This is a genomic window from Spiroplasma endosymbiont of Polydrusus pterygomalis (assembly GCF_964030825.1).
Classification (GTDB): Bacteria; Bacillota_I; Bacilli_A; order Mycoplasmatales; family VBWQ01; genus Spiroplasma_E.
Genome location: NZ_OZ034964.1, coordinates 19,075 through 37,529 on the forward strand (window position 1 = coordinate 19,075; position 18,455 = coordinate 37,529).

Genomic DNA, 18,455 nt, shown 5'->3' on the forward strand with positions numbered 1-18,455 from the left:
AAAATCTTTATTATTTATTTTAATACAGTTTAAGTGTAATTTACATTATTTTATTATGATAAAATAATATTAATAAAAATATTTAGGTTGTATAAAAATTTTGGAGTTATAATGGGTAATCTTTTTGTTAATGTTTTAAGAGGAATTAAAAAAAGATTATTACAATATCTAGGTATTATTATATTATTAGTTATTGTAATTTCTACTCTTTCTGCACTTTACAGTACTGCATCACGCGCAGAATCGGGTTTTTATACAGTGGTAAATAATAGTGGTAAATATGATTATCGTATTAATTTAAAAGAGTTAAATAATTATAAAGATATTGCTACTGCAACATCAAAGATTAAAAGAGTTATTAAAAATCAATTTAAAGATCATCCGCAAAGATCAGAAATTGAAAAACAAATAGATGAAATTAAAGAAAATGATCTTAGAAATAATAGTTTTCCAAAACTTTCTTCAGGAATAACAATTCATGAAGATCTTCAAAATTATTTATTAAATTGAGGATTAAGTTATCAAGCGATATTATTTAATGATATTTTAAAAAATAAAGTTAAAAATAATAAAATTAATAATTTTCAACATTATGAATTTTCTAAATCATTTTTTAAAACTTTTGATTATGAAAACGTTACTTCAACAAAGAAGATTTATTATTCATTAGAAAATGCCTTTTATACTTCAGTAAAATCTGAATCTTTTAATTTTTCTCCAGCAAGAAATAATATTAATGAAGTTTATATTGCAAAAGGTACTAAACCTGCTAAATCATGTGAAGTAGTAATTAATCCTGAATTTGCATGTATTAATAATATTAAATTAAATGATAATATAACGGTTATTGATAAAAAAGTTCCATTGAAAGTTGTTGGATTTGGTTATGCTTATTGAGGAATTACTGGTAGTCGTACCGCGACAAATCCAAATCCAACTGCCGAAAATACAAGCCCTGTTTATATGACAAATGAATATTTTAATAGCTTAATAAATGATTCCACATTTAGAATAAACTTAAATAATATATTTCTATTAAAAGTTAAAAATAATGATGGTTATTTTATTAGCAAACTAGAAGAATTGTTAATTAAAACTTTTAGTTTTAATTTCGGCTCTATTATTACTACTGATAGTGAAGATATTCGTTCGGGACAAATTTTAGAAAGTTTTAAAATGGAGAATATATTATTTACAGCAATTACTCTTGTCGTATTATTAGTTATTATTTTTATTATTATGTCATATGTTCGAAAAGAAATTGATTTGCAAAGACCACAGGTAGGCTTATTAAAAGCTTTGGGTTATACTAATTTTCAAGTTGCTATTAGTTTTGTAGTTTTAATATTTTTTATAACATTTATTTCTAGTATTATTGGTTTAGGTATTGGTTTGGGATTGCAAATATGATTTAATGCATTAAATAATATTGGTTTCTTTATGCCATTACCAACATTATTTTTTAGTTGGATAGTATTTATTGTCAGTTTAATAGTTATTCCTATTATTTTTATAATAATTAGTTATACCCAGTCAGATGCAAGATTACGTGTTAATCCTTTATTATTAATTTATGATAGACCAAGTAATTCAAGTTCTAAATTAATTTCAATTCTAAAATATCCTTTCCGTCATTGACCATTTAAACAACGTTTAGCAGTTGCATTTACTTTAAAATCAGTTGGAAAATTATTTTTAGTATTTTTTACTTTTATTTTTGTTAGTTTTTTATTAGTCTTTCAAAGTTCAGCTACTGATTTATTTGATGATAAAATAAAAAATTTATATGGCTATTATAATAAAGAAGTGACATGAAATACTTCAACTTCTTCAATGTATACATATGCTAATGATAGTAAATTAAAAATTGATAAACAAGTTTTTGATTGAGCTTCACAAAAAGATATTGCAGAAGATAAATTGGCAGGTACCAATAAATATCATGAATGAAAAGCTGATGATTTTCATATTGATAGTCTTGCTAAACTTAATAAGATTCAGGGTGCTATTAATAATAATAATTTTAAAGATTATTTTATGAGTAGTGAAGAAATTAATATTCTTTATCAAAATACTAAAACTGAATCTGATTGCGAAAAATTTATTGATCCAAAGGAAATGTTACCAGATAAATCATGAGTGAAAATTATTTGTCAAAATATTCATCAAGTATTTAACTATATATCAACAAATACTGGTATTAATCCTGAAATAAATTCTTTTCCTGGTGTTAGTTTAGGTTTAAATATTTACAATAATAATAATTATCCAACTATTGAAATAAGTTTAAGACTTCCTAATCAATGAAAAGGGCATAATCAAGGTCGAATGCTTGCAAAAAATATTAAAGTAACAGGATTTTATAATGATGCAGATCAAAATTTGGTTTGAAAAAATTGATTTAATTTTAAAGAAGCAAATAATCGTGATATAGATCCTATTTTTAATAATTCTCATATTTTACAAAAAGAGAATGTTACTTATATTGATAATCGAGGTCAAAGTATAACAACAACAGCTTATATTTTACCTGCTGTTATTTCAAAAACATTATCAATTTTAAATGATTATAAAATTGATGATAGATTTTTAATGTTAGCAAATTGATATAATTATACAATTCCAGTAATTTATGAAGTTAAGGGAATTATTAAAAATAATTTAGATACTTCAAATGTGTATACTAATCTTGATGATTTACGGACATCTATTGAATTAATTAATGGCAATCAACCAATATCAGATTCTTTTAATTATTGACTATCTAAAGATACAAATATTTTTCCAGCAAATTATATAAATATTTCACAACCATCGGCAGAATATACAAGCGATCAAATATTAGCAAAAAACTTAGAACCAATTAATAAAATACCTTTTATTAATGATTTAGTTAAAAGGTTATTGATTGAAATATTTGATGGAATTAAAACCATTATTAATATTACAAAAGTATTAACTTTATTTGCTGTAGCTTTTGTATTAGTAATTATTGTTAATATGATATTAGATAATAATTTATTAATTATTGCGATGATGAAATCTTTAGGTTATCGTGTAAATGAAATTAATAGGCTGATTATTGGCTCCTATGTTGTTGCTTTACTAACTGCTTTTATTTTAGGAACTGTTATTTCTTATGCTGTCTGAAATATTATTACTTTAATTATTGCAACTAAAGCAGGTATTGTCTTTAATGTGGCAGTTAGCGCAGTTACAATTTTATCTTCGTTTGCCATGGTATTTTTAATAATGGTTATTGGTTATGGTGTTGGTTTATATTTAATTAAATTTAAACCAATAACATCGTTACTACAAGGAAGTTAAAAATTTTGTAAGTATTATATATATATTAATAAGATAAAGTAATTGATAAAATAAGTTTATTGTTTATAAATTTTGGGATTGAAAAGGAGAAATAATTATGAAAAAGGATAATAATCAAGAAGTAAAAAAAAGTGATAAAAATAATGTAAATAAAAAGCAAACTGAAAATCAATTAAAATCTAGTTTTATTAAAAAATCAGTAGCAAAAGAAAAAGAAAAACCAGTACTATCACCAGTTCACGCCTCCCATGATAAGCCAGAGTCAAAAGAAGAAATTGAGGTAAATAAAAGGAAATTAAAAGTTTTTAAAGATAATCAAAAAGAAATTAAAAAATTGACAAAAACCCATTCAAAAGAAATTTTAGCAGGTAAAATTATCTCAATCACTAACAATATACCAAATACTAATACTAACGTGATTGAGTTATTTGATGTTAAAAAATCTTACTTAACAGGAGATTTAGAATATGAAGTATTAAAAGGTGTTAATTTAAAAATTAAGTTAGGTGATTTTGTTGTTATTTTAGGCCCTTCTGGTAGTGGAAAAACAACGTTATTAAATATTATTTCAGGATTAGATAAGGCAAATACTGGTGATGTTTTTGTTGCTGGATATAATTTATCGTTATTAAAGGATAGTCATTTAACTAAATTTAGAAGAGACAATGTTGGTTTTATTTTTCAACAATATAATTTATTAACTAATTTAACAGCTCGTGAAAATGCTGAAGTTGGTGAAAATCTTGCTAAAAATAAAAATAAAAATATGACAATTGATGATATTTTCAAAGTCATTGAGTTGGATGAACATATGAATAAATTTCCAAGTCAATTATCTGGTGGTCAACAGCAAAGAGTTTCGATTGGTCGAGCACTAGCCAAAAATCCAACAATTTTATTTTGTGATGAACCAACTGGTGCCCTTGATGAAGAAATGGGACGGAAGGTATTAAAAATTTTATTAGATGTTAATCATGAATACAAAACGTCAATTATTATGGTTACTCATAATCCAAACTTTCAATATGTCGCTAATACCGTTATTAATGTTAAAAATGGTAAAATTATTAGTATAAGGAATAATGAAAAACCAATGAAACCAAGCGACATAAATTGAAGTTAGTATTAAAATTAATAAGTAAAGTGATTTTTTAACCCTTATTTTAATAAGGGTTTTATTATAAAATTTAAAATTAATTGTTGACAGTAGAATTCACTATTGAAAATTGATATTATTATGTATAAACTAAACAATCTTATTTAACTTAATTTTTATTTTAAATACTTATTTTTAAATATAAAGGATGAAAACAATGAAAGAAATTAAACTTGAAATTAATGGGCATATGTTAACAGAACAAGAAGCATTAAGATATCAAAAAATACAAGATTTATATAAACAAAACTATGATCTTTATGGACGTAATTGAGAGAGAAATTATAATTATGAAATTCTAAATGACAAATTTAAAAGCAAAAGTAAAGAAGAATTAGCGAAGTTTGTTGCTAATTTATCTAATGATCAAATTAAAATGGCAGGTAGATTAATGACAAAAAGAGAAATGGGAAAGGGTTCAATTTTTGCGCATTTACAAGATCAAACAGGTAAATTTCAAATTTATTTAAAGCCAGAATATCTTGGTCAAAAAAAATTTGATTGATTTATAGAATATGCAGATTTAGGTGATTTTTTTGGTATTAAAGGTAAAGTTATGAAAACTAATAAGGGAGAACTAACAATTCAAATTTATGATATTGTCATGTTATCAAAAGCCCTTAGACCTTTACCAGATAAATTTCATGGTCTAACAGATATTGAAGAGCGTTATCGACGAAGATATGTTGATTTAATTATGAATCAAGAAACTAAAAAAACTTTTTTGCAACGAACACAAATTATTAATGAATTAAGAAATTTTTTGAATAATAAAGGATATTTAGAAGTGGAAACACCTATTTTACAAGAAGTATATGGGGGAGCTACCGCTAAGCCATTTGTTACTCATCATAATACATTAAAAACTGACTTATATTTACGAATTGCTACCGAATTACATTTAAAAAGATTAATAGTTGGTGGTTTTGAAAAAGTTTATGAAATTGGTAGATTATTCCGTAATGAGGGAATGAGTAAAAAACATAATCCTGAATTTACAACGATTGAAATTTATGTAGCCTATCAAGATATGAAATTTATGATGGATTTAACAGAAACTTGTATAAAACATTTAATTAATAAAGTACATAATAAGTTAATATTAGAATATGAAGAAAATATATTAAATTTTGAAAAATCATGAACAAAAATTAGCATGATTGATGCTATTAAAAAAGCAATGATTAAAGATGAAAAATTTACTACAAGTTTTCAGAAAATTAGTACTATGATTGCAAAGTATCATAATATTGAAGATGATAACATTAGGAGTATTGAGAAAAATAAAGTATTTAAACTTATATTAAAACTTGCAAAAAATTATAACCTTCATATTCCACAACATTATAATAGTACTGGTCATATTATTAACTTATTTTTTGAATCTTTTGTTGAAGAAACTTTGATTCAACCAACGTTTATTTTTGATTATCCAATTGAAATTTCACCACTTGCTAAATTAAATAAAAACAGTAAAGAGTTTACTGATCGTTTTGAGTTATTTATTGCTGGTAGAGAATATGCTAATGCTTATTCGGAATTAAATGATCCTTTACAACAATATAATCGTTTTGAAGAGCAAGTAAAAGAAAAAAATAATGGTAATAATGAAGCAGCAACTATGGATTTAGATTTTGTAGAAGCATTGGAATATGGTATGCCACCAACGGGTGGATTAGGGATTGGTATTGATCGGTTAGTTATGTTAATAACTGGTCAAAGTAGTATTAAAGATGTATTATTATTTCCACATATGAAACCTAAAAACGAAAAATAATAGTTAATTTATCTTTTTTTTAAATTATTAAGTATTAATTTGTTATAATATAAATATCCTTTTAAATTAAGGAACATTTTAATATTATAAACGAAAAGATTAAAATTATAAGTTTTGAAACCCATTGTTTTATTTAAAACAAATGGGTTTTTTATTTTTATATAGATAATTTAGGAGAATCAGATTTATGTCTTGAATTGATAAATTAAGATTATTAAAAATATTTAAAAATTTTCCTCTAAATAAGGAAAGTTTAGATGCGGTTATTGCAGTTTTTGAAGATTTATTTGAAGAATATATTGAAAAAGATGATTTTTTTTCTAATTCAAAACCAACTACATCTCAAAACATAGATGCATCATTACCGTTAATGCAATTAAAAGAAATCACAAAGACAAATTTAGATGTATTAATTAAAGAAATAAGAAATGATTTAAAATATAATTTTTTTACTTATTTTTTTCAAAAAAAAGAAAACTTAAAATTGATTAAAAAATTAAATGAGTTAATAATAGAATGTAATAATAAAATTAAAGAACAAAATCAACAATTATTATTTTTAGAACAAAATAAATTATCAATTAATGAACAAAGTAAAATTAATAACAATAATGTTGTAGTTACTAATATCGAAAATTATTTTGATTTTTTTGTTTCTTTAAACAAAAGAATAATTAATGATGTTAATTTTTTAGAAAAAATGAGTTTAACTGTTTTTGAAAATAAAAAAATTTTTTTAAAAAATACACGAGAATTAAAAAATGAAATTGATCAAGAAGTTAAAAAATTGTCTCAAAAAAATAGAGAATTAGAAAATCAAAGCAAGAAAATTTTTTTAAAACTATTTAAAGAAGAAATTATAACGCAGTTTATTTTATCTTTTTGAGCATTTAGAGTGAAAAATAATAATCATGAGTATACAATAAATTTAGAAGATAAGGATTTAAAAGGTGAAACTAACGAATCTATTAAAGGTTTTTCAGTTTCCTCTAAATTAATAGATGATGTGTATAATAAATATCTTATAAAAATTATTAAAAATGAAGAAAAAATATATACTGATATATTTAAAAAATTTAGTGTTCAAAAGAAAAATTTTGAAAGTGAGCAAGCAGAAACTATTCAAAATAAAGCAAAAATAGAAGCAAAAATAGAACAGTTACAAAAAAACATAGAAGAACAAAAACAAAAAGCTATTAAATTTCAAGCAGAGGTAATAACAAAAAGAACACAGATTAAGAATTTAGAAAAACGAAAAAAACAAATAAAGACTAAAAAAATTACTTATTGACAAGATCAAAAATTAAATAAAAATAATTTTGAAGATCAAATATTAATTGAAGATAATCTTGACAGTAAAAATGCAAAAAAACAATATTTAAATAAATTAGAAAAATTGATTGATGAAAAAGAATGCTATGTTAAAACAAAGAATAGTGATATTACAGAGTTAGAATATGATATTATTAGAGATAAGACTGAATTAGATATCAATAATAATAGAATAAAAAAAATTGATGAAAAAAATAGAAAAATTCAAGCAGTTTTTCAAGAAAATAAACATAGGATGTTATCTGAATTACAAAAAATAAAAGAAAAATGAATTAAAAAAATTGATAAAAATCAAAAAGAATTTATTGATTTTTTAAATAAATTTAATAAATTAGAAGATGAAAAATTTATTAAATGTCTTGAAGAATGTTGAATAATAAATGAAAATGAAATTTTATTATTTAATGAAGAATTTAATATCAAAAATAACTTGCAAGTTATGAAGCAACAAAGTGAAAAAATAGAAAATGATTTTAAAAATAATTTTGAAGTTTTAAAAGTTAGTTTTGAATTAGAGGAAAAAGCAATAATTAAAAACGCAAATGAGGAAATAATAAAGAATTCTCGGAAATTTTTAATGGAAACTAGTCAATTAAAAATTAAAACTGCCGAAACCCAGACTGAAATAAATGGAAAAGAGGGAAAAACTAGTTGATCACAACAAAAAATTGATGAACAAGCAGAACTAGAAAAACAATTAAAAAAATGTCAAGATGAGAAAAAAGATTTGGAAAATAAACTAATTTTAATAAAAGAAGAACATGAAGAAGAAGTTAACGATTTAAGTACAAGATTAGAAAATATTGGGATTTCTTTGATAACAAAAAAGAAACTGACTGAGGAAAAATGTAAGGAGTTAAAAAATAAGTTTAATAGCAAACTTCAAAAAAAAGAAGAACAAGATCTACAAAATCAATTATTTGAACAAGAAATAAAATTATTAGTTGAAAATGATATATGTGCTGAGATAAATAAAGAAATTCCAATATCAAAATCTGTTTCTTTATAGAAGGCAAAAGATAAAATTCGACAAAATTTAGATAATGCAAATTGATTAAATTTGTAATTAAAAACAGAAATATCATTTTTAACGTTAAATATAACAAATTAATAATATTTTAGGTTTATTACATAATTAAATCAATTATTTACAAGGAGAGAAAAATATTTAATTATATTTGGAAAAAATAATATTATTTTTTTCCTAGCAACAATAAAAAATTAGTTAATGCTATTAATAATTAAAATTTAAATAAAGTTAAATTATCAGTTAACAACGGGTCTGATATTAATTACATAACTAATGATGGTTTTAGTATACTAATACTAACTATTAGAAAAAATAATTTTGCTTAATAGCAAATGGGGTGCATACTAATTATTTAGATCAAAAAGGTAATATTATATGCGCTGCGCGAAATGGTTATTTAAGTATCGTTAACGTTTAATAATCAATAATGTTAACATTATTGATTATTCTAATCAGTTTGGTAATATACTTTTAATTTGTTCTACCAAAGAAAATCATTTAGATGTTTATTAAGTAAATAATGGTGCTAATTTTTGTCATAATAATCATGATGATGCGTTAAAATGATCATTTTGACATAATGTGGTTATCAAAGATTGGAAATGTTACAAGAAAATACTATTTTAATTTTTGAAGAAAGTTCATAAGTATTACTAACATATAAACCAGCAATAAAATTTAAACAAGAAGTTAATACTGTTAAATATTTTAATGATGAAAGAAATCCAAATAATTTACAGCAACAAAAAACATTTTTTTAAAAAGATAAAAGAAAAAATATTAAAATAAATATTATCTTTTATTTTAAAAATATTATTATTACTAATATAAAGGACGCATAAATTTTACGGATAGATTTTAAAATAAGTAAACAAAGAGACTACTAAAATCTATATTTGTATTATAATTGTAGCACTGATTAACTATAATTACAAGTGTTAAAATTAAAGTTTATAATATTATTAATAATTTAATTATAACAAAAATTCCTAAAGATAAATCTTTAAGTTTTTATTTTTTTAAAATTAAAAAATTAAATTCTATTATTTAAATAATTAATTTTTGCTATTAACATATTATTTAATGTTTTATAATTATAAGTTTTTGCACCTTTAGTTTGAGATTTAACTAAATGAAATATATCACTTTCAGCACTACAACCTATATTTCAACTAGCAGATTGATTAATAATACCTTGTTTATTATTTTTAAAAATTTTTAATATTTCTTTATTAACTTTTGTTTTAGTTAAAAACTCTATTAATTCATTATATTGACCATTACAAAAATAATTTAAAGAAATTTTATAATTATTTATTTTCTCAATATTACTAATTATTGTTCTTCATTTACTTTCTAAATTATATGCTTTTTTTAAATATGAAATTGCATGATATTTATCAAAAACATAATAAGCACCTAAATATTTTGCTAAATTTTTAATTCATCCAGCACCATCACCTGCTACCACTAATTTTGGATTATAAAAATCATAATATTTTATTAATCCTTTTCAAGTGCTTTCTACAGTAGGATTATTTTGATAAAAATCATGAGTAAATTTATAATTAAACATAAAATTATATTTTTTATTTAATAATTTATTACGATTTTTACTTATTTGTTTTTTACCAGTATTATATGAAATACTTCTAATTTTTTGTAATTTTCTTTTTTTATTTTTATTTCAAACTGGTACAAAACAATCATCAACATTAATATAAATATATTCATTATCTTTTACCTTAATTTTTTCTTGTGGTAATATTTCTTTAACTTTTATATTTTTAAAAATATTTGAAATAGTAGTTTTTGAAATATATATATTAAATTCATCTTGTATATTTTTATAAGATTTTTTTTGACCAATTTTATTAATAATTATATTTTTTATTTCATTAATAATACGTGAATAAGGTTTAATACCAACATAGATATCAGTAGGTACAAAAATATTACCATTATATTTATTTTTATATATTCTTCTAGAGTATGTTAATACACCATATTCAGTTAATACAGTTCTCTTTCTAATTTTAGAAACTTTAAAGTATTTTTTATTATGATAATTTTTAAAATAATTATTATCATAATTAATATATTTAATTTTTAATTTATTTAATAAATATTTATTACTCAATTCTTTAAAATTTACATAATTAAAAGTCAAAATCTCACTCCATTTCTTTTTTAAATCTATGTTAGCATTTATAATGCTAACATAAAATGATATAATTTATTTATAATATTTATAAATAAGGAGTAATATCATGCCAGCAAAACGTAAAGAATTAGGAGATTACGATACAAAAATAAGTAATTATTTAAGAACTCAAAAAAAAATCTTAACTCCACAAGGTTTAAATAATGCACTTGATATCGATAGAAAATTTGTATATGATTGCCGACGCAGAAGTAGTCCATGACAACGTAAATTTTTAAAAAGTTATGATAAAGCACGTGCCGAAATTTCTACTCATATGTTAGAAAAAGCACTTGTTAAACCAGAGATAATTTATCAACATTGACGACTATCTCATCCTAATGATTTTGATTTACCAAATATTGAAACCCAAGAAGCAAATAGTAATATTATTATTAATTTACCCAGTATAAGGAAAATTGACAATGACAGTAATGAATAACGAATTTACTTATTTATATGAAATAGTTTATTGATTATTAGATGAAGTTGATTTTACACATGATGAATATAATTTAAGTGGAAGTAGATACTCAGGTAAGACATTTAGTGTCGCAATGATATTACCTATATTATTTGCCATTGCTCTTAAAAAAAATAAAAAAGTTGCGATATATGGTTTTCGAAAATTAAATAAAGATATTAATGATTTAGTTAAAGAAGTATATGAATCATTTATTTCTGCTGGATTTCAAGATTATACAGATTTTAATTTAAAATATCCAAATAAACAAGCAGATTTTAGATTTAAAGGGACAAAGTCATTTATTAGAGTTATGGGTGTTTATTCTAATTCTAATGATAGAATACCACTTAAAGGTCTTTCTAGAAGTGAAATAAAAGGATTTGATTTAATAATAGAATGAGAAGAAGAAGCAAATGAATTAACACAACAAGAATTTCAAGCAATTACTTTTGCTATTGGTAATGCTAAAAAAAGAATTAAAATAACAACTTGTAATCCAGATAATATATATCAATATCATATTGAATATATGAATAATCGTGTACCTTATAATTTAGAAATTATGAAAAAAAATAATGAACAAATAAAATCAATAATTGAAAATAATATATTAAAATTATTTCATTATTCAAATTGAAAATTAAATAAACAATATTTATCAGAAAATATAATTAATAATTTAGCAGAATTAAAAGTATTAGGTCCAATAAAAGCACAATCTTGATATGATGGTGTCCCTAGTGTATTAACTGGTGCTATCTTTGCCAGAATATTAAATTTAGTTAAAACACAATTAGATTTTCAACCCTATTATTTTCGTGCTGGTTTAGATATTGGTATGGCAACTAGTATAACTGGTCATCCAACAAGTGCTCATATTGGTTTTTTAAATCAAACAAAAACAAAAGCACATGTCTATAAAGAATATTTTCATTCCAATGCAAGCTTTGCAGGTCAACATGCCATGCAATATAAAGATACTTTTCAATTAGCTCATGAAATAATTAATTTTTATCTTAATGTAGCTTATGAATTCCCAAGAATGAAGCAAACAAGATTAATAGTTACTACTGATTATGGTAATGGTGGACAAGCATTTATTGATGTAGCAAATAAAATACTTAAAGATAAATATATTACTTGATTATCATTTAATGCTGTTATTAAAGAAAATTATTATATAAGAGACCGTATTGATTGATTAACTGCTGTTTTAATTAAAGGAATAGTAAGTATTGATTGAAATAATTGTCCTAATACAAAAAGACAATTAGGTTTAATCCAATGATTAGCAAAACCAAAACTTGAAAATAATAATAATCAACCACAAATGTTAGATTTACATGATGATACTTTTGATAGTATTTGTTATATGTTTATGTCTGAGATGAGAGCGTTACAAAGTAGTATAGGAAATGATTTATTAATAGCAAAGAAAAGGAGTGAATTAGAAAATGGATTTATATAATACTAATTTTTATTTAGCAGATAAAAGAAATTGATATTTAGATATACCAAGAATTATTGCACAAAAAAGTACACGTTTAGTTCTTGGTAAAGGATTATTATTACAAAGTGAAGATGAAAAATTATTAAATGATTGAAATAATTTTTATTATAAAGATAAATGATTTGAAAAATTAGCAAAATTTCTTATTAAAAATAGTTTATTAGGGAGATGTGTTTTATTTTGAATGTTAAATAAAGATGGTTCAATATCATTAACAGTACCAAGTCCTAGTTTTATAAATCGCGTAGCAAAAATTAATGAACAAGAACAAGCAGCAGAATTATTTTTTACAAATGTCCAAGCAGATAATCAAACTTTGACATGAATTACTATTACGCCACAAATAGTAAATGTAAAAATATTTAATGCAATTGATAAAGAAATTATCTTAGGTACAACTCATTCGAAAGTTATGCCAGAAAATGAACCAGATTTAGAATATAATTTAAAAAATCCATTTGGTTTTTTACCAATAGTAGAAATAACAAATTTACCAAATCCTTTATTATTTGGTCAATCAACTACATTTAATGGTTATCCAGATTGTATGCCAGTAGCAGATTTAATTAATGATGTCAATCATATTATTAAACAAAAAAGAAAAGAACGAGTATTAAATCAAACTCGTATTTATGGTAAAGTTTCAAATGAAAAATTATTAGATTTATTAATGGGTAAAAGTGATATATCAGAATTTATAGCAGATGCTTTTATTGAAGTTAGTAGTATGGATTATGATACTGTTGGTAAAGGTGGTGTCCAAGTAGTACAAGGTGCTCCTAAATTTAGTGAATACTTTATAGATTATAATGGCACAATGAAAAGTATATATAATGGTGCTGGTTATGATTATGAAGAATTTAGTGGTGTTAATTATGAAAATAAAACTAAATCATTAATGAATAATAAATTAGATATGGAAACAACAGAATTTAAAATTGCTCATTATAAACCTTATATCCAAAGATTAATTGATATCTGAATGATACATAATAAATATTGAGATGGCAAGAAAGAAAGACCTTATTCTTTTGATTTTTTACCGATTGCCATGACTGACCAATTACAACAAAAAGAATTATTACAATTTCAATTAGATTATGGATTAATTGCCAGACATGAAGCTATTGGTCAAATTAGACATGTTAATAATTTACAAGCAAAAAGTATCGTTAAAGAAATTGATAAAGAACAAGAAAAAGATATGAAAAGGTTAGGTGATAATAATGGCAATGATGAACAACGCAATTTGAAAGATAACAGCAAGACAAGCACATCTGGCGTTAAAATTACAACAAGCAAAAATTAAAACTTGTTCACAATGAAAAATATTTCCATTTACCATTAATAATGGTGTAATTCCTGTAACTGAAACTGGATATAAATCTATTAATAGTAAAATTACTGATTTTGGACAATATGAATTAATATTAACTGGTAATACTCCAGTAGTAGTTATTTGAAAAAATAGTACGAAAATATATCAAAAAAATAAAGGTATAATCGACCCAAATACTAATAAAATTACTGGACAAGATGAATTTTATACAAAACAATATAACATTGGTGATTATTGAAATGCTTATCTTATCGAAGATAATAGTGGCGTTGATTTTAATAATTTAACTGGTCAAACTATATTTAAAACTATTAGTACTAAAAGACAATATACATTAGTAATGTTTGAAGAACAAATTACAGTTGATGATTATTTACAATTTTTTACTGTTTTTAATAATAAAAATGAAAATATAGGTGGTAAAGATAAAAATCAAGATCGACAATTATTATATATTTCAAATGTAACAAATTATTATAGTCCATATAATCAAGCATTTAGTATGCAAGTTATCACATTTAGTAGTATTAATGATAACTTACAAGCTAGTGGACAAACTACATTAGGATTTATTAATTATGGTAGTCCTGGTAGTGGTTATGCTTTTCCTACTATTGAAAATGGTATAGTTACTTTAAATCGTATTTTAATGCGTGATATCGGAGTAAGATATAGTCACCGACAAAGTTATGGCTTAGAATTATTAGCAAGTTGTTATTATTATGGTAGACCAATCATACAAGGACAAGAACCTATACAACAAGGAACAAAAGAAATATTTGAAAGTAAAGTATTTGCTTCAAGAAGATTATTTATTGCTGGTAATAATGACCATTCGACAACTAATATTAAAAATAATGGTGGTTTATTTGCTGGTATTAATGATCAAATAACTACTAGTAGTCATCCCGAAACAACATTTTATAATATCATGGATGCAAGACCTACTGGATATACTAATTTTGAAACATGACAAGAATTTTTAAAAGCAAAACAATTTGATATATTTACACAAAAAGATTTTAAAGGATTACTTACTTGTAATAAAGATTTAGCAATTAAAAGTAATGGTACAGCAATTGGTGAAGCAAAAATGTTTTGAGATAGTGAATGAAATATCAATAATTTAAAAGGTGAATATAATGTAGATATGTCTAGTAATTTTAAATATAAAGATCCAGATACTAATTTAATTATTGGTTCACCAACAGTTGATTATAGTAAAATAAGTCAAAAATATATGTCTGCTATTTTAAATTTTAATAGTGTAGTATTTAGTCCCTTAGTACAAATGCCCTATGATAGTAATCAATGATTACCATTTGCTTTATCTAGTATTCCATTAGTAGGTAAATTATTAAATGCTTTAACATTAGGTATACCAGTAGGATTTATTATTACTCAAAATTCTCAACAATATAAAAAAATGCCATTTTTTAATGGTTTTATGTCTGCTTTTTTTGCTTCTAATTTATCAAGTATTATTGGTAATAATAACAATGATAATTGATTTATTCCGTTAAATGTATTTAGTAATATTGGAGATTTTGCTATTGGTAAAATGTTAGGTGCTAATGTTTCTACTACTGCAATGTTAATGAAATTAACTGATAGAATTAGTGTCTATCCATGAAATGCCAAAACTGGTGAAAAATTAACTACAAAAGAACAAATTAGTACTGTTGATTTATCACAAAAGAAAAATGATAAAGTTTATATCTTAGCAGAAGATACAGAATTTTTAGATATCGCTTCACTATTAACTAATGAAGATACTAAAACACAATGAAATCCTACAAGTAATGGTGTTATAGATGGTTCAAATTATGCTTATATTATTGATACAATAGTAACACAATCATTACATCAAGGTGAAGAAAGACATACATTTTATAGTGATAATCCATATACTTATCAAGGTAATTATAATGAAATATCAATTGCACAATATAGATATAAAAATACTGGTTTATTAACTAGTAATGCTTTTAATTGAACTACTTTATATAAAACTAATCATGATGAATATAATGAAAGTGAAGAAACTACTTTTAGTTATCCAACAAATATATTACCACCAAATCCACTTAATATAGCAAAATCAATCATAATAATTCCAGAAAATCCAAATTATAGTACTGATTTATCATTAGAAAAAGTATTTGATGTAGATAGTAATTATGTAATGACTTATAATCCAGCAAGATGACTTAATAATATCTCAATTAAGATTAAACCATTAGAAATTAATTTAGATATTAAATCTAAATTAGACCCTACATTATTAATTAATACTTTTAATGATTTACAACGTTATTATAAAAGTATTGATGTTTATGTTTCTTGAAATTATAAAACAAGTAAACATACAAATACTACTTCTACTTATTCAGATTTTTATACATCTCAAACATTTTACGAAAAAGAATATAATAGAATGCTTAGTTATAATTTGAATGAATTAAATTATTATAATGATAATAAAGAATTAGTAATTAATGATAGTAATGAAATTATACATAGATATAATTTTGATTTAGGATATAGTTATTATGGTATTGCTACAATGGGTATGCATGTTAATAATTCTAATAATTTATATAAATTAAATGAAAAAACAGTTAGTGTTTCAGCAAGTGAAAATAGGGGAACATTATATATTAAAGAATATAATAGTGAAATGTTACTTGGATTTAAGCATTTAGATAATAGTAGATTAAATTTTAATTTACAGTTATTTCCAATTTATATTTATTCTTTGGCAAATAGAACTAATAGTTCTCCTAATGGATCAAATTTATATTATGCTGAAAATGTTGATAGTTATTCAATATCTATTACTAAAATAGTTGTAAATGCACGATAATTATTATATTATTTCTTTATAAAATTATTAATTAAGGAGAAAAATATGCCAACATGAGCAATTTGATTAACAATATTAGGTTCAATATTACTTTTAGGATTTATTGCTTTATTTACAGTTATAGGAATAGGAATGTTAACTTGTGTAAGAGAGGATAGAAGTGCATGAGGAATATTAGTTTTATTTTTAACACTTAATATTGTAGGATTAATAATTGGAATTATAATAATGCAAAAAAAATATAATGAATTATTAAAAGAATTAGGAATTACAAGAAATAATAAAATATTGTGAGATTATGAACAAAGAAAAAAAGTAAAAAATGCATTAAAAGTAGAAGAAAAAAATAAAGTTACTTAGGTAACTTTTTATTTTAATCAAAGAAAGGGGGTGAGTATTATGTTAGTAAATGAATTAATAATAGAATTGGAAGAAGAATACGAAAAACTTTTTTTATTAAAATCACAAATACCAAATTCTGCAAAAACTGTAATACGCAATGGTGAAGAAATAGAAAAACAAAGAATAAAAATTAAAGAAATTATTAAAAAATATCAAAGTAAATTATAAACATGAAGTTACCAATTAAGGTAACTTTTTTTATTTTAAAATATTAAAAATTGAATTATTAAATTTATTTTTTAAATGTGTTAATATTTACACATACTAGTTAATTAGATACTATGTTAATTCAAAAATTACATAAAATAAATATTATTTGTTTTTCATTTTGTGGACAAGCATGTTGAACATCATAATACACGAACTGTTGCACGATATAATGTGATGGTCTTTCATATAAATAAAACATCACTAATATTTATATAACTAGCGTAGCGAAAGCAATACCCATATTTGTATCTAGATATGGTCTATATATTTTAATTAAAAGCTACTTATTTTTATTAAGTAGTTTTTTTATATAGAATATTTTTCAATTAAGTAAGTATCAACATTATTATCATTTATTAAATTTATATTATTTTTAGGAAAAAATAATTTTTTAAATTTTTCTTCTATTTCTTTTCTTAAATCTTCTGAAAGTCTAGCATATTTATAACTATTTTCATTATATTCAAGTGCAGGTTTTTTTATGTTATTTATATGTATTCTTTGAATATTATTTAATTTAGCACGATTTTCTTTTTTATTTAATAAAAATTTAACATCACTTCAATGTTCTTTTTCCATTTTAGTTGTCAATGGTATTATTGTTGCACTATTCCCTATAATATATAAAACTATAACGGGACGTTGTTTTCATTCGTTACTATCAATATAATAAATATTAGCAATATAAATATTTCATTCACGTATTTTTAATTTATTTTTAACATTATTATTCATAAATAAAAAACCGTCCTAAATTGTTAACCTACACTTAATAATATTATAAATTAAAAAATAAAAAAAAGAGAAATTAATTTAGGAACGGTATAATTTCTCTCT

Annotated in this window: 12 protein-coding genes; 10 read left to right on the plus strand and 2 right to left on the minus strand. The window is 22.5% G+C overall.

All coding sequences use genetic code 4. From position 1 onward, the window contains the following. The first annotated feature begins 111 nt into the window (after positions 1-111). From ACQH25_RS00090 to ACQH25_RS00105, 4 genes are all read left to right on the plus strand, one after another. Positions 112-3,327 (plus strand): FtsX-like permease family protein, encoded by a 3,216-nt coding sequence (locus ACQH25_RS00090; RefSeq protein ID WP_425381279.1) that lies wholly within the window; start codon positions 112-114, stop codon positions 3,325-3,327. Between the two features lie 97 nt (positions 3,328-3,424). Continuing rightward, positions 3,425-4,450: an ABC transporter ATP-binding protein gene (locus ACQH25_RS00095; RefSeq protein WP_425381280.1), complete on the plus strand. Its 1,026-nt coding sequence runs from the start codon at positions 3,425-3,427 to the stop codon at positions 4,448-4,450. 190 nt (positions 4,451-4,640) lie between these two features. After that, complete coding sequence (locus ACQH25_RS00100; protein WP_425381281.1) at positions 4,641-6,260, plus strand: lysine--tRNA ligase; 1,620 nt, start codon at positions 4,641-4,643, stop codon at positions 6,258-6,260. Between the two features lie 187 nt (positions 6,261-6,447). Further along, positions 6,448-8,601 carry a hypothetical protein gene (locus ACQH25_RS00105; protein WP_425381282.1) on the plus strand — a complete coding sequence of 718 codons (2,154 nt, stop codon included), beginning with the start codon at positions 6,448-6,450 and terminating at the stop codon, positions 8,599-8,601. Between the two features lie 1,054 nt (positions 8,602-9,655). Here the strand turns inward: ACQH25_RS00105 and ACQH25_RS00110 are convergent. Further along, on the minus strand, positions 9,656-10,792 hold the full coding sequence (locus tag ACQH25_RS00110; RefSeq protein ID WP_425381283.1) for an Mbov_0401 family ICE element transposase-like protein: 1,137 nt from the start codon (positions 10,790-10,792) through the stop codon (positions 9,656-9,658). 100 nt (positions 10,793-10,892) lie between these two features. Between ACQH25_RS00110 and ACQH25_RS00115 the strand changes: the two genes are divergently transcribed. The 6 genes from ACQH25_RS00115 to ACQH25_RS00140 are packed head-to-tail and all read left to right on the plus strand — an operon-like array spanning position 10,893 to position 17,576. Continuing rightward, entirely contained in the window at positions 10,893-11,267 is a 375-nt protein-coding gene (locus ACQH25_RS00115) for a hypothetical protein (protein ID WP_425380771.1), read from the plus strand. Then, positions 11,251-12,759 (plus strand): hypothetical protein, encoded by a 1,509-nt coding sequence (locus ACQH25_RS00120; RefSeq protein ID WP_425381284.1) that lies wholly within the window; start codon positions 11,251-11,253, stop codon positions 12,757-12,759. The genes ACQH25_RS00115 and ACQH25_RS00120 overlap by 17 nt, the downstream gene beginning before the upstream one ends. After that, positions 12,746-14,110, plus strand: a complete 1,365-nt coding sequence (locus tag ACQH25_RS00125; protein ID WP_425381285.1) for a phage portal protein — start codon at positions 12,746-12,748, stop codon at positions 14,108-14,110. The genes ACQH25_RS00120 and ACQH25_RS00125 overlap by 14 nt, the downstream gene beginning before the upstream one ends. Further along, positions 14,028-17,006: a hypothetical protein gene (locus ACQH25_RS00130; protein WP_425381286.1), complete on the plus strand. Its 2,979-nt coding sequence runs from the start codon at positions 14,028-14,030 to the stop codon at positions 17,004-17,006. Before ACQH25_RS00125 ends, ACQH25_RS00130 begins: the two co-directional genes overlap by 83 nt. A 45-nt stretch (positions 17,007-17,051) precedes the next feature. After that, positions 17,052-17,366, plus strand: coding sequence for a hypothetical protein (locus ACQH25_RS00135; RefSeq protein ID WP_425381287.1), 315 nt, complete (start codon positions 17,052-17,054; stop codon positions 17,364-17,366). A gap of 39 nt (positions 17,367-17,405) precedes the next feature. Beyond that, positions 17,406-17,576, plus strand: a complete 171-nt coding sequence (locus ACQH25_RS00140; RefSeq protein ID WP_425381288.1) for a hypothetical protein — start codon at positions 17,406-17,408, stop codon at positions 17,574-17,576. 348 nt (positions 17,577-17,924) lie between these two features. On the opposite strand, the gene ACQH25_RS00145 is transcribed toward ACQH25_RS00140, so the two are convergent. Beyond that, entirely contained in the window at positions 17,925-18,353 is a 429-nt protein-coding gene (locus ACQH25_RS00145) for a hypothetical protein (RefSeq protein WP_425381289.1), read from the minus strand. Positions 18,354-18,455 lie beyond the last annotated feature (102 nt).